Raw genomic sequence first — 23,863 nt, forward strand, 5'->3', positions numbered from 1 at the left:
TTTTCGCTGAAGTAAATGCACACGTGTTTACGTACAAAGTAGCGCAATGTCCACTGAGATCCTTGGTTGGGCAGTGAAAGGGTTGACATTGGCACTTTTCGATGGAATAATTGAGAGTAACGAGTGAACACGTGTAAACAATTGTTGGAGGTTTGCTATGGTGACGAGCGAGCAGGTGGCCCGTGCTGCTGGAGTTTCGCGTACTACTGTTTCACGCGTTCTCAATGGCTCGCCACGTATTAGCCCTGCAATGAGACAACGCGTTCACGAGGCAATTGCGTCACTTGGCTATGAACCCGATGTGGTTGCGCAAAGTCTGGTGCGGCAGCGTTCGCGGGTGATCGCGCTTGGCCTGTTTCCCCAGGAAGCGGGATTATCTCTTTCCGAACTGGGGCAGACGAGGCACTATTTTTACCTCGATCTCCTCAAGCATATCGAGCAGGCGGCAGCATCGGCCTTTTATGACCTGTTGATGCCCTCGCGTCCACAAAACGCCTCGCCTGAGCAGTATATTCGCAGTTTGCACACGCGACGCGTGGCGGGGACAGTGATGCTTGGGCTTGGTCCTGGTGATTCGCGGACGCAGGCGTTAATTCAAGCCGATATTCCAACGATCTTTATCGATAGCATGGGTCAGGGAAAGCGCGCAACGTATGTCAAAAGCGACAATGCTGATGGTGCCCGACAGGTCGTTGAGCATTTGCTCACGCTTGGGCATCGTCGCATTGCCTTTATCATCGGGCAGACGATGGATCTGCCAGGGATGGAGCGCCTGTTTGGTTCGCAACAAGCGCTGGCCCAGGCAGGATTGACGATGGACCCGACGCTGGTGCGCGCCTGTGGATGGGATACCGATAACGCGTATGAGGCAGCTCGGACGTTGCTAGCTGAACGGCGCGACTTCACGGCGATTGTGGCAGGCAGTGATCTCATGGCGGTAGGGATCTTACGAGCCTTATATGAGCATGGCTTACGGGTGCCGGGTGATATTTCTGTGACAGGTTTTGACGATGTGGATCTGTGCCGCTACACGTATCCGCCCTTGACGACGGTGCGGCAGGATCGACGCGCAATGGGCGAGGGTGCGGTGCAGCGGCTGCTCTCGATGATTGATGATGAGGAAGAGGAAAGGGAGCCATCGCCGCTGATTGTGCCAACCAGCCTGGTTGCGCGCCACTCGACCGGCCCCGTTGCGACGTGAGGAGATGATAGTTTCGGCTCGCGATCAGGAGTGTACTGCTTCTCACCTGTTGCGGTCGTTTGTTGAGCAAATGAGAGGCAGAGCGAACAAGCAATCATGCGAAGAGGAGTTTCGACGACGATGCCAAAGATTACCTTCCTGGGTGCTGGAAGCGCTGTATTTGCCCGCCAGCTTGTGACGGATATTCTTCAGGTTGAAAGCCTGGAAGAGGGAACGATAGCTCTGGTGGATATCGATCCGGTCCGCTTAGATTTGGCGCGCCAGATTACAGAGAAGCTGGTTGAGCGCAGTGGCAAGCATTGGAGCGTGCAGGCGTCAACCGAGCGGCGTGAAGTGCTGGGTGGCAGCGATTTTCTGATTAACACAATTGAGGTGGCGGGTCTGGCGAATGTGCGCCACGACTTCGATATCCCGATGAAATATGGCATTAATCAGTGTATTGGCGATACCATCGGTCCTGGTGGAATCTTCAAGGCATTGCGTACCGGTCCGGCCTGGCTTGATATCTTGCACGATGCGGAAGAACTTTGTCCCGCCGCCTGGGTACTCAACTACACCAACCCGATGTCGATCCTGACATTTGCCGCGTTGACTGGCACGAAGATGCGCACTGTTGGCCTCTGTCATAGCGTGCAGGGCAGTTCGCGCCAGCTGGCTGATTATCTGCAAGTGCCTTACGAAGAGCTGGAGTGGCGATGTGCCGGCATCAACCATAACGCCTGGTTCACGGTTTTGCGCCATAATGGAGAGGACATGTATCCCCGCTTGCTGGAGCGGATGAAGTTGCCAGAAGTTTACGAGCGCGATCCCGTGCGTCTGGAGATGGCGCGTTACTTTGGTGCGTTTGTGACGGAGAGTAGCGGTCACTTCTCAGAATACGTTCCCTATTTCCGCAAACGGCCTGAGTTGATCGAGCGCTATGCTCGCGACGGCTATCTGGGTGGAACCGGCTTCTATGCCAATAACTGGCCGACGTGGAGAGAGAAGAACGACGCCTCTATTCACGAGATGCTCGAAGGGAAGAAAGAGATCCCCTTCCATCGCAGCCACGAGTACGGCTCATACATCATTGAGGCGATAGAGACGCATCAGCCCACCGTCATTTACGGCAACGTGCGCAACACGGGACTGATCGACAATCTGCCTGATGGCTGTGTTGAAGTAGCCTGTCTGGTGGACCGCAACGGCGTGCAGCCGACGCATTTCGGGCCGCTCCCTGAGCAACTGGCGGCGCTCAATCGCAGTCATATGGCGGTGCATACGCTGATGTGCGAGGCGCTGCTTACGCACAACAAAGAGGCAGCGCGTTACGCTCTGTTGCTTGATCCGCTAACCGCAGCTGTCTGCTCGCCAGCTGAGATCAGCGACCTCTTCGACGAGATGTGGGAGGCCGAGAAGGACTATCTGCGCCCCTTTGAAAAGGCGTGATTTGTAAGAATTTCTCCGCAATAATTTTCCGTGTGATATGGGGAGAGGTGTGCTGGATACCAGCTCCGGCATGCCTCTCTTTTTCTGTTTTGCCTCTTATCTCATAAAAATCCTCTGTAATATAGAAATATCTCCAGCATTCAGTTTGCTGCAACTCTTTCCGATTAAGAAGAGATAGATGTCCCACGAAAAATGAAAGCATAAAGCGTTCATCTTCTTGAATGTTCCTTTACATTGTGCTGCTCGGTTATAAATAACAAACTCGATTTAGATCAGTCTATTGTTTTTAAAAAAATAGTGCGTATCTAACGGCAAATCTTCTTTTCACTGAAGACTGTTGACCTGAAAGTGAGATGAGCAACATGATCCTGGACGCAACTCAATTGATAAAGATGTCTCAGTCCCAATTAGATGAACTCTTTCGCACGAGTCCAGCGGGTGATGTGCCCAGAGGAGAAGGAGACGGGACGGCGATCATTGATCCTGGGACAGAACTGGCCGATATCGCAGCAAAATTTGTACATATTTTTGCCTGGAAGGGAAAGGTTTTTGATCCAGAAACAGGCCAATTGCGCAACGAAATCTCCCCTCTGGGTATTCGAGCCATCGTTGCCAATGTCTATAAAGGCAAGAGCTGGTTCGACGGCGAAGAGTGCATTGTCCTCGATTACTCTCAAACATCGTTAGTAGCCCATTGGATCAGGGATGAGATTCGTATGGTGGCACCGGGATTGTATCTGGGCATTGTGTTTTGGGACAAAGCAAAACTGCTCAACTTTGCGCTGGCTTTTCCGCAGTAAGCAAGAGAATTGGCAGAGATACCAGATGATAAAGATTGCCTGGACACGTAGTGCGGGAGAGAGATAAAGGTAGATATCACTCTTCTCATGCTGTAAGGAGAGTATCATCTATGGCACATCAGGTTGCACTAACAGTTATTGCCAGGATCAAGCCAGATGAGACCGAGGCGCTCAAACAATTGCTCAAGGCGATGAACGTGAACGCTGCGCAAAATGATCTCATTCCCTTTGGCACCTTCTCAACCATTCATTTCGCACGCCTGCTGGTATTGGATCAAGCGATCGATTTGGACGGTGGGCTAATCGCTCCCGAACTTGTGTTGATCGGCGAGTGTGATGCTCCGCTGGATCGTGTTCTCAAGCAACTGGTGAACGAAGCTGGCGAGGGGTTGGACAGGATCTATCAGCATTGTGAAGGATATTCGACCGGCAGTAAGATCACACCTGCCCAGCGGCTCGCCTATCTGCGAGCAAACATGGTCAGATCGCAGGCATTCTATGTGAATACCGTTGGTCGCACCGTGCAACAGATTCATCAGGAAGCGCAACTCAGGGAAGCGATACAATGTTTCCTGGATCGTTCGGATTGGTCTCATAGCTCTGCATTAGAAGTGCGCACAAAGATCCTGGCCTATGTGCGCGGTGATAGCACGCTGAACTGGGCCATTCATCCACCAGCGCCGCCGAGCATATTGTTTCGGTTCAAAGAGACGCTCCATCTGGTAGTAGTGCCGCTTCTTCTCCTCATTCTGCTACCTCTCCTCATCCCGCTGTTTGTTGTCTGGTTGGTGCTGCTGCGCATTCATGAGCTAAGCGATGCCGCGCCAGATGTGAAGCCGGATGATGTGCATGTGCAAGAACTGGCTGCCCTTGAGGATTATGGCACGCAGAACCAATTCAGCGCTATTGGCTCTATAAAGCCGGGCTGGTTTCGTCATACAACCGTGCTGATGCTGCTGATGGCGGTGGATTATGCGGCACGTCATGTGTTTAATAAGGAAGATCTGGCAGGGGTCAAGACGATTCACTTTGCTCGCTGGGTGGTGCTTGACGGGCAGCGGCGCGTACTCTTTGCAAGCAACTATGATGGCAGCCTGGAAAGCTATATGGATGATTTTATCGACAAGGTTGCCTGGGGATTAAATGCTGTGTTTAGTAATGGCGTTGGCTATCCTAAGACAAACTGGCTGATTTTTGATGGGGCCAAAGATGAGCAGGCATTTAAGAACTACATTCGCGTCCATCAGCTTCCTACACAGGTCTGGTATTCAGCTTACGATCATCTGACCGCTTTAAATATTGCGAGTAATGCCAGAATCCGTAGTGGACTCACTGGCGATATGAGCGCGTCCGAAGCAGAAGAGTGGCTGCGTCTCTTATGAGAGAAGGATTGATATGATTGATACGCTCGATCTTCAAGATATCCAGGGACTTATCATACGTGGGTATGGCAATCTGAAGGCTGCCTGCTACATTTTGCTGGCGATTGATGATCCACGCGCTGCTAAATCGTGGCTGAAGACGTTGAGCAGCTCAATTACAACAGGGCAAGCCAGACCCCAGGAACACGCGCTTAATCTTGCATTGACGTATACTGGCATCCAAAAGCTTGGGCTGGCACCATCGGCATTGGCAATGTTCTCCAACGAGTTTACTGCCGGCATGACAACCCCTCATCGTAGCCTGCTGCTAGGAGACGCAGAGGAGAGTGTCCCCTCGCGCTGGCTCTGGGGCGGACCTGCAACAATACCGGTTGATGCAGTACTGCTATTGTTTGCTCAGGATGACCACATGTTGTCTACTAACCATACAGTCTATGCGCAGGCATTTGCGACAAATGGGATACGAGAGATCTTGAAACTAGATACCGTCGATCTTGGCGGTAAGGAGCATTTTGGTTTTCAGGATGGTATCTCACAGCCCGTTATAGAGGGATCTTCGCGTAAGGCAATGCCTATAGATATGATCAAGGCAGGAGAATTTTTGCTGGGATATCCCAACGAGTATAGTCTGTATACCGATAGACCCTTGCTCGCGCCTGCGCTAGACCCGGACGGTCATCTCCCCCGCGATAGTGGAGGGAGCGGTAACGTGGATTTTGGGCGCAATGGCAGCTATCTCGTTTTTCGGCAATTGCGCCAGGATGTGCGCGGCTTCTGGCAGTTTTTGTATGCAGCAACCAGGAAACCCGATGGGAGCAGTGATCGGGCCGCGAGTATACAGCTTGCCGCGCAGATGGTTGGACGCTGGCCCGGTGGTGCGCCACTTGTGCAAGCGCCAGTGCAGGACGACCCACAATTAGCGCATGCGAACGACTTTACCTACTATAGAACAGACCCTTACGGCTTCAACTGTCCTATGGGCGCTCATATTCGGCGTGCCAATCCGCGTGATACGCTCGATCCTCAGCCTGGCTCGGAGCAATCTATCGCTGTTGGCAAGCGGCATCGTATTCTGCGCCGAGGACGAGAGTATGGCCTTCCAATTGATGTCGATGGTGAGCAGGAAGGAGTGGATGAGCAGGATCGTGGACTGCATTTCCTCTGTTTCAACGCGAACATCGCGCGCCAGTTTGAGTTCATTCAGCATACGTGGGTCAACAATCCACATTTTAATGGCCTCTATGAGGACGCCGATCCGCTGATAGGGATGCGTCGGCCTGATGGCGGCACCTTTACCGTACAAGCGAGGCCGGTGCGCAAGCGGTTCATCGATCTTCCCCACTTTGTATCAGTTGTGGGAGGAGCGTACTTTTTCATGCCGGGTATCAACGCCATTAACTACCTGACCAGCCTTTGACCTGATGTAAGGAGATAGAAATGACCAGTAAACTTGAGAACGTTCATGATTATGCGCGTGTCCTGCTTGCCGGGATCAGGATTGTGAATGGGACTGCCGCGCTATTTGCCCCTGCACTGTTGGCGCGACGATTTGGAGATAATCCAAACTCCGCCGTAATTTATGCACTACGCATGTTCGGAATTCGCACCATCGTAATGGGTATCGAGCTACTGGTGCCGGACGAAAAGTGGAGGGAGCGTTCCCTACGCTATGCCATTCCTATTCATGCTTCTGATACGGCCTCGGCTGCGCTGGCGGGTATTCAGGGACAACTCCCTTCACGCGTATCTATCCTGCTCACTGCGCTGTCCGGTTTCAATACAATTCTGGCCATCTTAGCGCAACCGCGCAAAAGCGAAAGGTGAAAGACGATGAAATTACTCAAGCGTTTGATGTGGTTAGCGGTGGGTACGCTTGCCGCTGGTATTGCTGCGGCTCTGGTGCTGCGTGAGCGTCCTACCACTGAACAACAATCGGTTCTCAAAAAAACACCTGCACCCAACTACCGACAAACGACGTTCTGGCGTCTCTATGATCGGGCAGCGGAGATACTTGACCGTGCAGTTGGCTGGGATAAAGTGCCGACCCCGCTAGGATTGCTGATGTTGATTGGCCTGCGTAACATCTTGCGGCAACAGAACTTGCATGATACGACCGATGAGCCAGCCATCAATCAACCCCCGATTGAACCAATGCAGTCACATCAACTCGTCAATCGCACGATTGACGGGAGCTACAATGACCTGGAGCATCCAATGATGGGGATGGCCGGCTCGCGTTTTGGTCGCAATTTGCCTCTGGAGTATACATTCCCCGAAGCGAAACCTGCTATCCTCAATCCCAATCCACGTACCGTCAGCCTGGAGTTGTTGACGCGTGAGAAGTTCCAGCCTGCAACGACGGTTAACATTCTGGCAGCAGCCTGGATTCAGTTCATGGTGCGCGACTGGTTCAGTCATGGCACGAGTCCAAAGGATAATCCGTGGGTGATCGAATTGAAAGACGATGATCCCTGGCCGGAGCATCCAATGAAGATTTTGCGGGTGCCGGATGATTCGACGAGATCAGCCAGTTCCGCGAAGTTGCCTCCAACCTATATCAATACCGAGACGCACTGGTGGGATGCTTCCCAGATTTACGGCGTTGACAAAAAGATTGCAGCTTTCAGGCGTTCCGGGAAAGATGGCAAATTGATCATTGGCGGTGATGGTCGGTTGATCCTGCCCTCTGATCCAGCTCTTAATCCTGCCCTGGTGCCCGGCTGGTGGCTGGGTATGGAGATGATGCAGACGTTGTTTACGCTGGAACACAATTCCATTTGTGACCGCCTGCGTAGCGAGTATCCTGACTGGTCCGATGATGATGTTTTCGAGCGAGCGCGCATCGTGAACGCGGCCCTGATTGCGAAGATTCACACCGTAGAATGGACCCCGGCGATCATCAGCCATCCAACATCGCAATATGCTTTACGCGCGAACTGGTGGGGGCTGGAAATGGAGCGTCTGCAAAAGCTGTTTGGCCGTCTCAGTGATAGCGAGGTGATTAGCGGCATTCCCGGTTCTGAGACCAACCATTATGGCATCCCTTATAGTTTGACCGAGGAATTTACGATTGTCTATCGTATGCATCCACTCATTCCCGACGATTACACCTTCCGCGCAATCGAGAGTGATGAGACCTTGCTGGATTGTACCTTCCGCGAACTGGCTGGACCTCACTCCGAAGAGATGTTGCAGCACATCTCGCTGACCGATGCTTTCTATTCGTTTGGTTCCGCAAACCCTGGCGCGATTATCCTGAATAATTTCCCCCGCTTCCTGCAAAATTTCGAGCGGCCCGACGGGTATATGATGGACCTGGCGGCAACGGATATTATGCGCACGCGAGAACTGGGGGTGCCGCGCTACAACCAGTTTCGTCGCTTGCTCCATCTGCCCCCGGCGAGCAGTTTTGAGGAACTGACTGGCGATGCAACGCTGGCCGAGAAAGTACGACGTGTCTACAATAACGATCTGGAACGCGTGGATTTGATCGTCGGCATGTTTGCTGAGAAACGGCCCGCAGGTTTTGCTTTCAGCGAGACCGCTTTCCGCATCTTCATTTTAATGGCATCGCGGCGCTTGAACAGCGACCGCTTCTTCACGAAGGATTTTACCCCGCAGGTCTACACGCAGGCTGGTATGGATTGGATCAGGGATAACTCGATGTCAACGGTCCTGCTACGACACTATCCTCATCTGGCATCGGCCTTGCGTGGTGTTGATAATGCCTTTACGCCCTGGCCCAGGGTCGTTTGAGATGGCTGAAGTTAAGGAGGAAGAGCAATGATGCTGCTCACGAAAGATCACTATATCCAATTGAAAGACGGCGTCTTTGATGAGACCTCGAAGCAAGATCTGGACCATCTCTTCGAGGCGCTTGCCGCCGATCCGCATCAGGACCATATTGTGCTGAACTTTCATGGCGGGCTTGTGAGCGTGGAGCATGCCAGGGAGACTGCTGAGAATCTCATGCAACGCTTCCAGAATGTTAATACCTACCAGATATTTGTTATCTGGGAGACAAGCGTTCCAGAGGTCATTGATCAGGAAGGGGGTGTGTTTAGTTTTGTGGAAGCACAATTGTTGCAGATTGCGAAAGAGGGCATCTTTCAGCAATTGCTCATGCAGGTGCTTCAGTTTGCCAGAGCAAAAGTTGCGAGTGTCCAGGCTGGTGGCGTGCGCGCAGTAGGTGGAGGGCTGGATCTCCCAGATGAAGATGATGTCTGGCAGGAAATGCATACACCAGAAGATGGTCGTGAGCCATTTGCAAACGTTCAGCCTGCTCTTCCCGCTCATGAGCAACTGCAAGATGAGGAAAGAGAGCAGTTTTTTCAAACCCTGACTACTAATCCGGACCTTCAGGATGAAGTGCAAAAGGTCGTGAATGGATATCGTCAGGCAGGGCAGGCGGATGCATCTTCTCCTCAAGGTATGGCGCGTGGAATAGAGGGCGGCGAGAGTGGAGAGACGGCTCCGACGCTTATCTCTCCTGATGTCATGGAGCAGATGACCCAGCAGGAGGATCAGGCGTCGCGTGGTATTGGTGGGTCAGCAATTGAGTTCGTGGCTGGCAAGGCTATTGAGGTGTTGTCGCATGTCATTGACCGCTTCGCACAGAAAACCGATCATGGTCTCTATCCAACTGTTGTCGAAGAAATTCTGCGAGCGTTTTATCTGGCGAGCATCGGGAAGCATGTCTGGGATCATATCAAGCAGGAAGTGACGGATGCTTTTAATCAGCCAGATCACGGCGGCTCACTGTTTCTAAAGAAACTCCAGGCGTATTATCAAGACGGCCATCATCCCCAGATTACACTTGTTGGACATAGCGCGGGAGCGATTTATGTCTGTCAGCTTTTGCAGCAAATAAAAAAGATATTACCAGAGGACGTAACTTTTAATGTGGTATCCCTTGCGCCTGCTTGCACATACAAATTGTTTGCTGATACGTTGAAAGCATGTCAAGAAAGAATAGCTGCGATTCGCATTTTCGCAATGGACGATCAGAGAGAGCAGGCTGACGTGATCGTGCCGAACATTTACACCCGCTCGTTGCTCTACCTCGTATCCGGTGTGTTTGAAGAGGTGGCTGATACGCCTATTCTGGGGATGGAACGCTTTTTCAAAACACAGGCTCTTGTCAACCGCTGGTCAGAGATTCCGCAGATACTCGAATACTTGAACACCTCTCAACGTAATAACGTCTGGTCTATTGTGGATGGGGGAGATGGCCTTTCGTCGCACGCAGAGCATCATGGAGATTTCTATCGTGAAACCTTCACTTTGACAAGCCTGGAGTATATCCTGACGAATGGACTGGGGTAATGGGACAGAATGATTATGCGATAGTCGTTGGTATTGCCCATTACCCGCTGTTTCACTCTGATCTTAGTGGGCCAGTCAACGATGCCCGGCATTTTGCGGAGTGGCTGGCCGCATCGGAGGATCAAAGCGGAGGTGGCGTACCACAAGAGAATATTGAGGTTGTTCTGGTTCCCGTACCTGATCCAGCGCATCTGGAAGTCAATGATGATCGGCTGTCGAGTGTGGAAGATATTCTCGCTGCGTTTGAGCAATTGCGAGAGAAAGTACAAAACCTGCATCATCAGGGTAGGTCAGAGAAGCGGCTCTACATTTATCTGGCCGGACATGGTTTTTCTGTAGATACTGAGCAGCTTGGTATTGAGGAGTCGGTATTGCTCATGGCGAATGCCCAACAGGGCTTCTGGCCGCATTTTGCCGGTCATTATTGTGCTGAATGGTTTGTCAAATCTGGTCTTTTTCAGGAAGTTGTCCTCTTTATGGACTGTTGTCGCAACGAGCCGCTCATCAACTTTCCGCTCTCTTTACCTGCCTGGGGCGTGAGTACAAGCAGGAACCGGGCGAAGAAGTTTTATGGCTTTGCTACGAAGTGGGGGCGGCTATCGCGCGAACGGATGATCGATGGCATGGCGCAAGGAGTGTTTACCTGGTCTCTGCTCAAAGCGCTGAGAGGCGATGTGACTGATGAGCAGGGATGTGTAACGGAACAGGAGTTAAAAGGTTCTGTTTATCATTCTGTGCGAGAGCTATTGGCTGATAGTCAGGCGCAGGGAGGTGGGGAATTTCAAGATCCTGATTTCGACGGTGACGATGATTGGATTTTCTCACAAAATGCGGCGAAGCACCCTCCTCAAGCGACAGTACAGATTGATGTTGGGCAGCTCGATCCTGCAATGAGCGTCACACTTATGGACGCCTCGCATACCGTTATTGGAACCCATATGGGCAAAGACGGGGCATGGCAGATACAGTTGTCGCCGGGTTTCTATCAGCTTCAGGTATCAGCAACCGGACAGAAAAAGTTCTTTGATGTGACGGGAAGCAATGCGCTGACAATATCGTTGGATGGAATAGCAGCAGAGCAGCACGATGCCATCACTGAGAAGGTTCGTCTTGTCGTGGATGCAGAAAATGCAGCAACGGAAATCTTTATCATCGATAATCACTTCCAGCGTGTAACAGAAGGAATTACTGGTGGACATGGACAGCTTGAGGTTGATCTTGAACCTGGCATCTATAAAGTAAAATTTGTTGCAGGTTTTCTCATGCAGGAGCGATATGTAGAGCTGCAAGCAGGTAGCTCACCTGTGTTGGTTTCGGCTCCTGAATTATCCTTCTCGACCTCAGTTCCTCTCAAAGAGACGCGTACAACACAGGATTATCATGAAGAGAGCGCAAATCAAGCGAGCAAACGAATCCATTATGAGGTCGGTATTGGTAGCCAGTTGTTTGTTTTTGTACGTGATCTGGCGAAGCAGGGGTGCAATGATTCGGCCACTGGTCTCACACTGCATGATCTTGCAGGCAACCTGCTGGTTGATTTTACGCGCCAGGGTGAGCGGGATATTGATAATCCAGAGACGGACCATTGGGTTGGCTGCAATGTTCAGGTTGATCCAGGTGCCTATCGCCTGCGGGTGCAACTGCCTGGAGATGCTGACAACGTTGAAATTCTGGAACAGATCGTTGTGACGTGCGAGGGATGGCAAACACAGCTATTCCTTTTGCGCAGGTTTTTTGGGGATCTGGATGATTGCCAGATGTTGCGCGCCGATGTGAATGCAGCCTCAATATTCATGGTGCCAATTGGGACAGGTTTTCAGCCGGAGCGTACAGGCTTCAGGGAGGCGGAGTTGGCGCGTCAAGGACTGCTCAGAGGGCGTGTTGTTTTGGATGCTGATGAACTGGGCAAAATGATCTGGAGGGATCACAGAAATCCAATGCTTGGTCTCTATGGAGCGCATCAACTTTTGTTGGCAGAGAAGCCTGATCTGGATCTGTTGCGTAATGTAACGGATATTCTGTATCATATGATAGGTTCGCATCCTGATGTTATTGCTCTTGATATCTACCTCCGTAATCTCTTAACAAATGATCCTGTATATCGTTATCCTGACTACCACACGACCTATCAGGCACCGCCGATGTTGCGTAGTAGCTGGAATATACTTGTGCGCGCAAGTATTATGCAGCAAGAAATTATTCGTAGCGGCTCGCTCGCCAGCTTTGTTGCTGATAGTCTCTGGGGTGATGGCACCTGGCTCACCTGGAGGCGTGCTTTGAACGCTCTTCAAGTGCCATCAGGGGAGCCTCTTGATCTATCTGTGCTGCGTTTTGTCTATCCTCAGATCATGGCGCTGGCTGACAGCTTTGGTCATCAGCGGATGGTCGATTTTGTTAAAGAGCATAATCTGAGCAATCTCGAACGCTTTTTGCTTGAGTATATCGCTCTGTCACGATTATCTCTGGCATCGGAGTCTGCCGCTACCGATGAGCAAGCGCAGGACTGGGTGAGGGAGAATCTGACTATTGCTAAGCTTGTGCAGGCGCTCCATGCACCTTCTGCCTCCATTGGCGAGGCAACAGCGGGTCTGGTGCAGAAATTGAAGCTGAAGATGTTTTGAAAAGATCAATAAGGGAAGGTAGGCATGTTTACTCTCACGAAAAATCAGGCTCTTACGATGCTTATTGGCGCACGCTTTGTTATAGGAATAACCAGTTGGCTTTTACCAGGAGTAACGACCAGGGCTATGTTGATTGATGTCGGAGCGAATCCTGCATTTCCGTATCCTCTGCGACTCTTTGGCGTCCGTGACGTGCTTATGGGTGTATTGCTTCTATCATCTGATGGCATTGTGTTGCATCGGCACCTGCAAATGAGTGCTGCGATTGATCTGATAGATGCTATTGCGGCGGCCATAGCAGGCTTCACCGGTCAGATATCAAAACGAGCAGCCATTTTTTGTTGTGGAGCCTCACTGATCGGAGCTGCGTTAGGGATGGCGTCTCTTGGCAAAGGGCCATTGTCCAGAAATACAAAGACATGTTGAGCGTAAATATGCCTTAGCAAATGGGGTAAAAGCTTATGCGCATCAAAAAACTGATCAACGATCTGTTCCTGGCGCTCTTCTATTTTGAGCGCCGGATCGATCCCTATTATCGAGCAACCCTGGATAAGATTTTTCGCAAACCGATCTCAACGCTAGTCCAGGCTCTCATCAATATAAAGCGTAAAGATGAACATTTGCGTATAGGAGAAGAGAGGTTGCTGCCCAATGAGCAAGCAATTACGGAGGGGATTATAGAGCAAATGTCGCTGTTTCTGAAGAAGCATTATGAGCATAGCTTTGTTCTACGCGCAGGGAACACAAAAACGTATGGCGTTGTGAGAGGCGAATTCGAGGTGTTGCCCGATCTTGCGGACCATTTGCGGCAAGGTGTTTTTAAATATCCCAGAACATACCCGGCATGGGTACGTTTTGCCGGTCCCGGTCCTTTAGCGCCTCCCGATATCAAAGATAACGGGGTATTGAGTATTGGTATCAAGCTGATGGGGATAGAAGGGGAGAAGTTGCTCGAAGATGAAAAATGGACGCAGGATTTCACGGGCATCAGCGCGCCAACCTTCACTACGCCCAATATTGTCGAGAATCTCAAACTACAGAAAGAATCGTTGGCCGGCACTCCACTCTTCTATTTCATCAATCCCTTTGACTCTCATTTTTTAGATGCAATTATGCAGGGTTTGTATGCGAAGACGCAGAGCAACCCGTTAGAGGCGCAATATTATAGTTGTGTGGCATATCTGTTTGGTGATGGACAGGCGGTTCACTATACAATGAAACCCGGTTCTCATGAGACGACGAAGATTCCCAGAAATCCTTCGGCCAATTATCTGAGGGAGGCAATGGCGAACACGTTGTGTACACATGAGGTCTGTTTTGATTTTATGATCCAGTTCCAGACGGATGCTTTCAGGATGCCCATTGAAGACGCGTCCGTCGAGTGGCCTGAACGACTCTCTCCATTTATCCCGGTTGCAAGGTTACGATTGCCAGTTCAGCGCTTTGATTCTGCGAGCCAGCTTGTTTTTGCGGAGAACTTATCGTATAACCCCTGGCATTGTATTGCGGAACATCGCCCATTAGGGAATCAGAATCGGGCCAGAAGAGCCATTTATTATCAATTGTCGGGGCTGCGCATGAAGATGAACAAAGAAACGAGGATCGAGCCAGATGGGACGGAGGTGTTTGACGACGAATAGGGGTCGTAATAAACATTGGTTGGTGCATCCACGAAATCATGGCAGGGGCGACGGCCTGTCCTCGCCCTGTCTCACAATATAAACAATAGGGGCAAAACGGGCGAGGACAAGCCGTCGCCCCTGCCATATTCGGATGGCGCTTGCTGCACTCCTTCGCATGCCTGAATCATAGAGTGGGCCAGATGGTTTCTGCAACAACTTTGATTGCTTCTTGCTCCCCTAACAATTCTGATAGTTCATGATAGGAACGCCCCATGTTATCCATACGAGTAGCGATGAACTCATGACGAGAGATGATCGCCGGTCCCTCTAAGCCCCTGCGTGCGGCAGCGTATTCTTCGGCGATTTGTTGGCGAATGCGAGCGACCTCGCTGAGATTATCCCTCATGAACTCGTGGTTCCCTTCCTTTTGTGGTGTGGATGCAAGATTGACAATAGATACGATATAATGACATACTTGAAATCGAGGGATTGAAGATAGACATAAGTATACCATCTGTAATAGGCGTAAACTTGAGAACACTGCTACAATGTAAAGTTGTAGGTTTACTTTTATAGATTACAAGGCTGTTTCTGTCGAGTGATATCCGCTATACTTAAACGAGTACAACAGTTACCAGGCAAAGGAGTAGCTGATGTCAGGACTGTACTACTGGGGCGATCAAGGACAGTTCGGACCATTTAGCGAAGGCAACGATGGGTATCCACATAGTGGTGAAGTTGTACGGCATTATCGTGTAGTCGTGAACAGAATAAGTGCAACGCGGTTCGGTAAGTTGTATGGGCAAGCACTGGGTGAAAAACCCAAAACGAGAATCTGGGTATTACAAATGGAAAGAACCAATGCTGTTCCACTGGATATCACGCGACGACGCATCATTGCTCAGATTTTGAGTATCCCCCCCCTCCTTTTAGGGTTGAGTGATGGGTTGGCAAAGGTGCCACTGGCTATGATGGATACGCCTCAGATGGCGACGCGGCTATCAAAACAGACCACCCTTCAGAAGCATGTCCTTGATGAGTATCAGCAATCCCTGACGCAGTACTTTGCCGGGTATTATCATCGGCATGGGCAGGCCGCACTTGATGAGGTCGGCTTCGCAACTCAGGAATTGGCGACGCTGCTGTCGTATGCACGCGAGCAGCACCGGATCATGGGCATCACCCTTATTTCGCGCTATCATCAATTCGCGGTCAATATCGCCCGTGAGCAGCGCAACTACGAGCTGGCCATTGCCCATGCGCAAAAGGCGATCAAGCGAGCCGAAGAGGTGCATGTGAGCAGCGCCAATAGCGACTTGATGACGATTGCGTTCTTGAGGCGTGGTCTTACCGGGTTTGAGCAGAACATAACCTCGTCCGGGCAAGAGAACCTCTCTACTATCGTGCCATATGTTGACGTAGCCCTCTCTCACGCCGAGCGTGCAATCCCGCTGATGAATGGCTTTGCCTCGCTCGAATGGGGACTGGTGCATGCATATACGGCACGCAGCGAGACGGAGAGGACGCAGGTTATGCAGCGATTGGATCAGGGCTATAAATATGTCTCGCATTATCGCGCTGAGGATGACGAAAACTTCCTCAAATTTAGCCCCGGCTGGTATCATCTGACGCGTGCCGAGGCGCTGATTGCGCTGAAGATGTATGTGGACGCGTTGGGCGATCTGGAACTGGCGGAGGAGGCCACACCGGTTACTTTGCCGCGCCGCTTTGCCTATATCGATGCGCTCAGATCTAAGGCGTACATTGGCTTGCGAGAATATCCGATGGCGTTAAGCTTTGCGGAGGATTCCTTGAAGGGATCGCTGGCCGTGAAGTCCGAATTCAACATTGCGCGCATCATCCAGATTGTGCGGCAGCTTGAAGAGAGCAGTTATGGCTGTTCGAGCGATGTGGCGCAACTGGGACGTAAGCTGAAGAAATCGCATGGACATCTCTTTGTTCCCAACGTCTCATGAGGCAGCATGCAGCATGCCTATCTTGTTGCTTCCGGCTTCAGTACACCAGATCGTTTGATCTTTCCCGATGACGAGACCAAAAGGGAAGGCATCTGCGCTGGGCAACGGATACGTGGTGAAGCGCGTGCTGGTGGGATCGAAGCTGGCAAGGGCGTTATGAGCCGGGACGGTTATCCACACCGTCCCAGCAGGGTCAACTGCAATGCCGTAGATGCCCCCGGGTTTGTTGCCGGGAACATGATAGGAGGTCAACTTCCCCTGAGTGTTGAGCCGGACAAGCAGGCCGTTGGTAAAGCCGGTCGCCCAGATATTGCCATGTTGATCGTGCGTCACCTCCATTAAGACATCACTCTTATCCTGCGTTGTGAAGAAGCGCATCGTGCTGCTTGTTGGGTCAAGGCGACCGAGGCGGTTAGAGGTCGCTTCGGTGAACCAGACCGCGCCCTGTGGATCAACGGTGATGCCGTAGGGAGTGATGGTCTGTACCGTTTTTTTGGCTCCGATCTGATACTGTTTGATGGCTCCAGTTTTGCTATCAAGCATGCCTATCGAGTCGCTATTGAGTTCGGTGAACCAGACATTGTCGTGTGCATCCAGCGCGATATCGTTGGGGGCGGATGGCAGCATTTGTTGTCCATTTTTGACTGTTGGCAGATTGTAGGTTTGCCAGCTCTGCTTGTCGGGAAAGTAGTGGCCGATGTAGTTGGCGTACTGTTCTGCCACCCAGATTGTGTTGTCCGGGGCAACAGCGATGCCCATGATGCCAGCCTTCCCATGTGGTGGAGTGATGTGTTGGAATGTTTGGGCTTGTGGATCGAAGGAGGTCAGCAGGTTATGTCCCATCTCGCCAAACCAGAGACGGCCCCGCTGATCGATGGTCGGGCGCATCAGGCCACTGTTCGCTTGAGGTAGTGTGTATTCTTGAAAAGTGCCTTGCGCCGATGGCGTAGCCGGTGGGGACGACGAGGTCTGGACCGTCAGATTCCCACAGGCCGCGAGCAGGAAGAGAATGAGTAGCAAGCAGAGAGATAACATGCGTTTCATGCTTATTCGACGTACTCGCCGTGAACCCCATCATCGACAAGGTGCGTGAGTCTGGCATTGACAACCGCGTGTTGCCAGTTCTGCTTGTGTTCGGGGAGGTCGTGAAGCTCGACGCGCAGGTAATTGTCGGTCAGCCCTTCCCAGCAACCGTGCTTGTACTGTTCGATCAGCACCGGGATTGTCTCGCCGAGAAATTGCTGGCGGAAATTGCAGCTATGTTCTTCGTTGAGATCGAGCAAACGCTGGCTGCGCGCCTTCTTCACTTCATCCTTGATCTGACCACGCATCCTGGCTGCTGCTGTGCCCTGGCGCGGGGAGAAGCGGAAGACGTGGGTCTTCGCAAATTCCAGTTCTTTTGCCAGTTGATAGGTTTGCTCAAAGTCCTCGTCGGTCTCGCCGGGGAAGCCAGTGATAATGTCGGTGCTGATGGCGACGCCGGGGATCATCTGCTTTGCGGTGGTTACGATGGTCTGGTAGCGATCGCTGAGATAGCGGCGTGCCATGCGGCGCAGAATAGTATCGGAGCCGCTCTGCATTGGCAGGTGGAAGTGGCGGCACATACGGGGATCTTCCCACAGGCTCAACCATTCCAGACGGAAATCTTCCGGTTCCAGCGAGGAGACGCGGATGCGTGCGATCTCGGTTTCTCGTAGCAACGCGGCGATCAGGTCGCCCAGGTCGCGCCGCTCATCATCTTCGGGATGATAATCGCCCAGATGAATGCCGGTCAGTACGATTTCCTGAAAGCCTGCCCGTGCCTTACGCTGAACATGCTCAACGACGGAGGAGATGCTGCGGCTGCGTGACTTGCCGCGTACAGTGGGAACGATACAATAGGTGCAGCGATTGTCGCACCCGTCCTGTACCTTCATCTGCACGCGAGTACGCGAGAAGAGGCTTGCGCTCGCTTGTCCTGCGGCAGAAATGTGATCAGTGAGCGATGCATGCTGTGTTGGATTATCGGGTTGCGGCTCTGGCTCGGCTGGCAGGAAGGCGAGCGTGCCATCACTGCCGATATGTTGTGTATCGAGAGGGAGGACCGGGAGCGCGATACCCTGGGGACGCGTGGGAGCAACTGCTGCTTGAGGCGTCTCTTCCTGTGTTTGCAAGCGTTGCTGGATCGTATCAACCAGCGAGTCTTTCGCGCTATTGCCGATTACCAGATTGACCCCTGGCAGCGCGGAAACTGCCTGGGGATTGAGTTCGGCATAGCAGCCAGTGACAACCAGCAAGGCATCGGGGTGGCGACGGTGCGCCTGGGCGATCATCTGGCGCGAACTGCGATCTCCAAGATGGGTAACGGTACAGGTATTGACGATATAGACATCGGCAGCCTCCTGGAAATCGCGCTGCTCGAACCCGGCGGCGCTCATCTGCTCACCAATGGCCTCGCTATCAGCTTGATTGACCTTGCAGCCTAGAGTGGTAACAGCGAATGTTGTTCCCTTCGATACTTGATCAGACATATGTTTCTATCTTCTGGCTTTCTTTTACCATCATATTCCACAGTACGCCTGATTATAGCCTATTTTAGCGCTTCTGGGTAGATGGTCTGGGCAGTGTCATGTAATGGGATGGAGGGGGAGTCTCCAACAGGCTTTTCTGCATCAGGGGCAGCGCGAACCAGACGTTGCCGACGCCAAAGAGGGTGCCAGTGATAACGCGTAGTATCCAGGTGCTTTCGCGCCAGCCGAACATTTGTGTAATGCCATCCCATGCGATGGGGAGCATCATCAGTATCCATACCCACCAGGGGATGCCAGGCAGCCGCTTTTTGCTCAGCACAAAGACGAGACTTCCCAGGAACATGGAGGTATAGATGGAGAAATTGCGTTCGCAAAGGCCGAGCTGATGCCCGAAGATATAGAACGAATGTGATGGCACCTGCGCACAGACATAGTGGAGCGAATAGAAGAGCTGTTTTGAGAGATCTTCCAACCCAAAGAACGACAGGAAAGGAATCGCTATGGCGGTGAATACAAGCAGTCCCAGCCCCCATGTAATGATGGTAGCCCAGTGTTCCGTTAAGAACTCGCCAGCATGATAGGTAAAACGTTCAAATCCCCGCTTGCTCTGTGCGGCCTGTGCTGGCAAGATCTGTTGTTGATCGGATGGATGTAATTCCTGTGTCGCCATATGTCTTTTCCTTTGCTAGATATGAAACGCATTCGCCAGGTCGCTATAGTCTATACGACCTTCGGCTACAATGGTTTCGTTGAGAACGACGACGGGGATGCGATAGCGATATTGTTCAAAGAGCGTGAGATCTTTGCGAATATCTATCTCCGTTAGCTCGAAAGATTTCTGAGCCGCGATATCATCGAGCATATCTCTGGCATCATCACAGAGATGACAGCCTGCTTTGGTATAGAAAGTGACTTTATCTGACATCGTTGATCTCTTGCAATTATAGACGTAAACACGCCCTGTTTCATGACAGGGCGTCATTTTTCAAACAATGACTCCACCCGGGCTAGTAGCTCTATCTTACAACTTTTTTGTGTCTCTTGCTAGGTGAGCATGACCGCCGGGGGATACTTTTCTGTGGGAATAGTTAACAGTCAAATGGTGGTGGTGGACAGAATTTAGGGTGTTGATAGGGCATAATGATGCCCGTATGAGCAGGATATTGGATGGCGAAAGCGTTTCCACGTTCATCATATTTGATGAGAATACTATTGAAGAGGGTGCTAAGGATGAAGACCAACACAATGAGAAAGGCTGCCTTCTGTCGTGATACTGCCATGATTCGTGTACTCCTTCTTGAAGCTGTGAAAGCTGGTTAAGGGTGGGAACAATAGCCCATCTAAGTTAAGAGGTGTGCAATGTTCTGCCAAAACTTGCAAAAATTGAGGCGATTTTGGGAGGGAGAAACCATATCGTCATATAGGTTAGGAACAGAAAGTTCCAAAGGCTGCATAAGGACGTATATAAAGACGAGATATGGAGCTACAGGAAGCGGAAGATTACAGTATGAGTACACAACACGACGACTTCCAGGCTAGATGTCATGCTCTTGCAGAGAGGGCGATTTATTTATACGCGCAGGATCTATTGAGCGCAGAGGTATTGGCCGAGAGGATGGTTGTCGAATGGGAACGGTTGGGAGCGCAGGATGCGCAGGGAGTACAACCCTCACATGCTGTGCTGACACGAATAGCTCTGCGTATTTGCAGTCGTGAGCTATGCGGAGCCTGGCGTTCAGCGAATCGTGATCTGCGCAATTGTGCATTTGCCAATCTGAGACGCTACCTGGAACGATCCTTATTGCATACGCGCTATGCTGAGGTACTACAACACCGTACCCATGCGCTTGAAGATGTGTTGCATCAAACATTGGAGCAATTGCATCTCAGCAGCTTGCGTGAAGAGGCTGGACCGGATGATCCCGCCTCATTTCTAAAATGGACCCAGGTTATTTTACTGCGTCAGGCGCGTGCTTTTCTGCTCAAGTGGCAACAGGAGGGAAACGTCTCACTTGATGATATGACGGAACTTTTCGGTGAACAATTCGTAGATACCAGTAACGATCCATTGCGGCATTTGTTGATAATTGAGTTGCAGCAGAAGCTCACGGAGGTTATTCTGGGCATGCGTAATCGACGTTATCGGCAAGTGCTGCTCTATACGTATATTGCTGAGATTGATGAAAAGGAACTGGCAAGGCGGCTTGAGGTGCAGGTGCAGGATATTTATCTCTGGCGACATCGTGCATTGAAAGTGTTGCGGAACCAGCCAGAAGTGATGAAAACCTTGCGCTTACTTGTGGAATAGTGTACAGTTGTAATCATAGGCATAGCACAAAGTAACACTATCTTTTCGATTAAAGAAGCACGATGAGATGTGAAAAGCTGCTCCACCTTTTAAATATCGATGGATGGGAGAACGGGAAAGCTTCAGTCGCCAGAAGCACTCTCTCCGCTCATATTCATATGTGTCCTCTTTGTCAGGAAAAAGTGGCGCAACTTGCCGAAGCGCTGGCTATGCAAGCTGATCTCACCTGCGATTTGTGTTCTCGTCGTCTACCTGCTTATTACGAAGCCATGCGCCCTGAATATCCACTGGTTGAGCTATCAGAGGTTGAGATAATGGAGGTCTCTGACCATTTAAGCGGCTGTTCGTCGTGTCGAGATGTCTATGATGAACTGGTGCTGCTCTCCGAGCTTGAGGAGCGTGACGAGATGACTGAGCCATGAAGGGTTTAAAACAATAAAACACGGGATGTCGCGTAATTACGACATCCCGTGTTTTATTGTTGCGATGGTTAATCCTGTTCGCGCATGCGGGCGCGTTCGTGCTGTGTCAGGTAGCGCTTGCGCAGGCGAATATTTTGTGGCGTGACCTCTACCAGTTCGTCGTTGTTGATAAAGTCGAGCGACTGCTCCAGGCTCATCAGAATGGCGGGAGTCAGGCGAACGGCGATATCTGACGTAGACGAGCGGACATTCGTTTTCTGCTTTTCTTTACAGATGTTCACGGTCATATCCGCCGGGCGGCTATTCAAACCAACGATCATGCCCTCGTAGACGGCTGTTCCTGGCTCAATAAAGGTGTCGCCGCGCTGCTGCGCATTGTTGAGGCCATAGGTAACAGCGGTGCCGGTTTCCGAAGCGATCAGGGCACCCATGCGGTTTGTGCCGATCTTGCCCAGCCAGGGACGGAACTCGATCAGCATGCTGCTCATCGCCCCGTTACCTTTGGTCAAGGTCAGGAAGGCGTTGCGGAAACCGATCAAGCCACGCGTCGGAATAGTATATTCCAGGCGGACGTTGCCGAGTCCGTCGCTCGTCATATTGGCAAGTTGAGCTTTGCGCGTGGCGAGCGTCTCGGTCAGGACGCCGATGTAGGTATCTTTGGTATCGATGACCAGATGCTCGATCGGTTCAAGCACATGTCCCTGCTCGTCCAGGCGTGTGATGACCTCTGGACGAGAGACCTGAAGCTCGTACCCTTCGCGGCGCATGGTTTCGATCAGGACGGAGAGGTGCAGTTCTCCGCGCCCCGAGACGATGAACTCGTCGGGCGTGTTACCATCCTCAACGCGCAGGCTCACGTTGGTTTCCAGTTCACGATAGAGCCGGGAGCGGAGCTGGCGCGATGTGGGGAACTTGCCCTCACGACCCGCAAACGGGCTGGTATTGACGCCAAAGGTCATTTTGAGCGTTGGCTCTGAAATGGCGATAGCGGGCAGCGCTTCGGGATAATCAACATCGGCGATCGTCTCGCCGATGTTGGCATCGGCAATGCCGGTCAGCGCGACGATGTCACCTGCCAGTGCTTCGTCAACTTCGGTCCGTTGTAGCCCTTTATAGGCCATCACCAGATTGACTTTCTGGCGCGAGACCTCACCATCGCGATTGATGCGTGCGACGGGGCTGTTCGGCGTGATGCGTCCGCGCACGATACGGCCAATAGCGTACTTGCCCTTGTAATCGTCGTAGTCGAGCGCAGCCACCAGCAATTGCAGCGGTGCCTCAACATCGACTTTCGGGGCCGGGATCGTCTTGATGATGGTATCGAACAGCGGTTGCAGGTCGCGCCGCTCGTCTTCGGGATGATACATAGCGACCCCCTCGCGACCGATGGCGTAGAGGACCGGGAAGTCGAGATGGCTATCCGAGGTTGCCAATTCTAGAAAGAGATCTTGCGTCCACTCAAGCACCTGATCGATGCGTGCGTCGCGGCGATCAATCTTATTGATGACGACGATTGGTTGCAAGTCGAGTTGCAGCGCTTTTTGCAGCACGAAGCGCGTTTGGGGCATCGGACCTTCGACCGCATCAACGAGCAGGATGCAGCCATCGGCCATGTTGAGCACGCGCTCGACCTCGCCGCCAAAGTCAGCATGTCCGGGTGTATCGATAATATTAATTTTGATACCACGATAGTTAATAGCAGTATTTTTGGCGAGAATAGTAATGCCGCGCTCACGTTCCTGATCGTTGGAGTCCATAATCAGCTCGCCGACCTGCTGGTTTTCGCGGAAGATATGGCTTTGTTTAAGCAAGCCATCAACCAGCGTCGTTTTACCATGATCGACGTGAGCGATAATTGCAACATTCCTGATATCTGTTCTTTCCACCACTTTTGATTCCGTTTGGAGAGCCTGTTCAGCCTGTGTCATTGTGTAGTGTAATCTCCTTATTGACCATCTCTGACGGCCATTTACATTGCAGTGCTTTTGTTCTTTTCTTCATTTGGCCGGTATATTGCCAGCGCATTCCATTTTTGTCCTCCCTGATAGAATGGCACAATCTACCTGCCGGGAGCGTACTGCCCCTGCTTATTTTGCGGCGTACAGGGATGATGCACGGTGCAAGGAGGAATAACAACAACGATGTCGTAGACCATTTCAATGCATATGAAACAAGCCAGCATCCTTGAGGATGCTGGTAAATTAATCCTCCACCATTGTACGACAAAAAGCGTGTTTCGTCGAGAGGTTCACCCAATGGTGTTAAATT

The 23,863-nt window shown here is 51.6% G+C and carries 21 protein-coding genes; 14 read left to right on the forward strand and 7 right to left on the reverse strand.

Annotation, left to right across the window (positions count from 1 at the left end; translation table 11 throughout):
- Nucleotides 1-157 precede the first annotated feature (157 nt).
- The 11 genes from K3T83_RS33630 (at nt 158) to K3T83_RS33680 (ending at nt 14,397) form a co-directional block, all read left to right on the forward strand.
- The gene (locus tag K3T83_RS33630) at nt 158-1,201 is read left to right on the forward strand and encodes a LacI family DNA-binding transcriptional regulator (protein WP_220207287.1); all 1,044 of its coding nucleotides are present in this window, start codon (nt 158-160) and stop codon (nt 1,199-1,201) included.
- Nucleotides 1,202-1,321: 120 nt separating this feature from the next.
- Complete coding sequence (melA, locus tag K3T83_RS33635) at nt 1,322-2,629, forward strand: alpha-galactosidase (protein ID WP_236065039.1); 1,308 nt, start codon at nt 1,322-1,324, stop codon at nt 2,627-2,629.
- Between the two features lie 353 nt (nt 2,630-2,982).
- Nucleotides 2,983-3,429, forward strand: a complete 447-nt coding sequence (locus tag K3T83_RS33640; protein WP_220207289.1) for a hypothetical protein — start codon at nt 2,983-2,985, stop codon at nt 3,427-3,429.
- Between the two features lie 110 nt (nt 3,430-3,539).
- The gene (locus K3T83_RS33645) at nt 3,540-4,811 is read left to right on the forward strand and encodes a hypothetical protein (protein ID WP_220207290.1); all 1,272 of its coding nucleotides are present in this window, start codon (nt 3,540-3,542) and stop codon (nt 4,809-4,811) included.
- Between the two features lie 13 nt (nt 4,812-4,824).
- On the forward strand, nt 4,825-6,228 hold the full coding sequence (locus tag K3T83_RS33650; RefSeq protein WP_220207291.1) for a Dyp-type peroxidase: 1,404 nt from the start codon (nt 4,825-4,827) through the stop codon (nt 6,226-6,228).
- Between the two features lie 20 nt (nt 6,229-6,248).
- A complete protein-coding gene (locus tag K3T83_RS33655) occupies nt 6,249-6,635 on the forward strand; it encodes a hypothetical protein (protein WP_220207292.1) in 387 nt (128 codons plus the stop codon).
- Between the two features lie 6 nt (nt 6,636-6,641).
- A complete protein-coding gene (locus K3T83_RS33660; RefSeq protein ID WP_220207293.1) occupies nt 6,642-8,567 on the forward strand; it encodes a peroxidase family protein in 1,926 nt (641 codons plus the stop codon).
- Nucleotides 8,568-8,594: 27 nt separating this feature from the next.
- Entirely contained in the window at nt 8,595-10,136 is a 1,542-nt protein-coding gene (locus K3T83_RS33665) for a hypothetical protein (protein ID WP_220207294.1), read from the forward strand.
- On the forward strand, nt 10,136-12,757 hold the full coding sequence (locus K3T83_RS33670; protein WP_220207295.1) for a caspase family protein: 2,622 nt from the start codon (nt 10,136-10,138) through the stop codon (nt 12,755-12,757). The genes K3T83_RS33665 and K3T83_RS33670 overlap by 1 nt, the downstream gene beginning before the upstream one ends.
- Before the next feature lie 24 nt (nt 12,758-12,781).
- The gene (locus tag K3T83_RS33675; protein WP_220207296.1) at nt 12,782-13,183 is read left to right on the forward strand and encodes a hypothetical protein; all 402 of its coding nucleotides are present in this window, start codon (nt 12,782-12,784) and stop codon (nt 13,181-13,183) included.
- A 35-nt stretch (nt 13,184-13,218) separates the two neighbouring features.
- Nucleotides 13,219-14,397 carry a catalase family protein gene (locus K3T83_RS33680; protein ID WP_220207297.1) on the forward strand — a complete coding sequence of 393 codons (1,179 nt, stop codon included), beginning with the start codon at nt 13,219-13,221 and terminating at the stop codon, nt 14,395-14,397.
- Between the two features lie 166 nt (nt 14,398-14,563).
- On the opposite strand, the gene K3T83_RS33685 is transcribed toward K3T83_RS33680, so the two are convergent.
- A complete protein-coding gene (locus tag K3T83_RS33685; RefSeq protein WP_220207298.1) occupies nt 14,564-14,785 on the reverse strand; it encodes a hypothetical protein in 222 nt (73 codons plus the stop codon).
- Nucleotides 14,786-15,032: 247 nt separating this feature from the next.
- On the opposite strand from K3T83_RS33685, the gene K3T83_RS33690 reads away from it, so the two are divergent.
- Nucleotides 15,033-16,355: a hypothetical protein gene (locus tag K3T83_RS33690; protein WP_220207299.1), complete on the forward strand. Its 1,323-nt coding sequence runs from the start codon at nt 15,033-15,035 to the stop codon at nt 16,353-16,355.
- On the opposite strand, the gene K3T83_RS33695 is transcribed toward K3T83_RS33690, so the two are convergent.
- The 5 genes from K3T83_RS33695 to K3T83_RS33715 form a co-directional block, all read right to left on the reverse strand.
- Nucleotides 16,350-17,390 (reverse strand): Vgb family protein, encoded by a 1,041-nt coding sequence (locus tag K3T83_RS33695; protein WP_220207300.1) that lies wholly within the window; start codon nt 17,388-17,390, stop codon nt 16,350-16,352. The genes K3T83_RS33690 and K3T83_RS33695 overlap by 6 nt on opposite strands.
- An 11-nt stretch (nt 17,391-17,401) precedes the next feature.
- On the reverse strand, nt 17,402-18,865 hold the full coding sequence (gene mtaB / locus K3T83_RS33700; RefSeq protein WP_220207301.1) for a tRNA (N(6)-L-threonylcarbamoyladenosine(37)-C(2))-methylthiotransferase MtaB: 1,464 nt from the start codon (nt 18,863-18,865) through the stop codon (nt 17,402-17,404).
- 64 nt (nt 18,866-18,929) lie between these two features.
- On the reverse strand, nt 18,930-19,535 hold the full coding sequence (locus K3T83_RS33705; RefSeq protein WP_220207302.1) for a DUF2085 domain-containing protein: 606 nt from the start codon (nt 19,533-19,535) through the stop codon (nt 18,930-18,932).
- A gap of 15 nt (nt 19,536-19,550) precedes the next feature.
- Nucleotides 19,551-19,790, reverse strand: coding sequence for a glutaredoxin family protein (locus tag K3T83_RS33710; RefSeq protein WP_220207303.1), 240 nt, complete (start codon nt 19,788-19,790; stop codon nt 19,551-19,553).
- A gap of 163 nt (nt 19,791-19,953) precedes the next feature.
- The gene (locus K3T83_RS33715; RefSeq protein WP_220207304.1) at nt 19,954-20,145 is read right to left on the reverse strand and encodes a hypothetical protein; all 192 of its coding nucleotides are present in this window, start codon (nt 20,143-20,145) and stop codon (nt 19,954-19,956) included.
- A 227-nt stretch (nt 20,146-20,372) separates the two neighbouring features.
- On the opposite strand from K3T83_RS33715, the gene K3T83_RS33720 reads away from it, so the two are divergent.
- Both K3T83_RS33720 and K3T83_RS33725 read left to right on the forward strand, forming a co-directional pair.
- Complete coding sequence (locus K3T83_RS33720) at nt 20,373-21,173, forward strand: sigma-70 RNA polymerase sigma factor region 4 domain-containing protein (protein WP_220207305.1); 801 nt, start codon at nt 20,373-20,375, stop codon at nt 21,171-21,173.
- 62 nt (nt 21,174-21,235) lie between these two features.
- Nucleotides 21,236-21,595, forward strand: coding sequence for a hypothetical protein (locus K3T83_RS33725; protein WP_220207306.1), 360 nt, complete (start codon nt 21,236-21,238; stop codon nt 21,593-21,595).
- A 68-nt stretch (nt 21,596-21,663) separates the two neighbouring features.
- Here K3T83_RS33725 and typA read toward each other — a convergent pair whose 3' ends face one another.
- Nucleotides 21,664-23,523: a translational GTPase TypA gene (gene typA, locus K3T83_RS33730; RefSeq protein ID WP_268963499.1), complete on the reverse strand. Its 1,860-nt coding sequence runs from the start codon at nt 23,521-23,523 to the stop codon at nt 21,664-21,666.
- Between the last annotated feature and the right edge of the window lie 340 nt (nt 23,524-23,863).

The sequence above is a fragment of the Reticulibacter mediterranei genome (assembly GCF_016587455.1).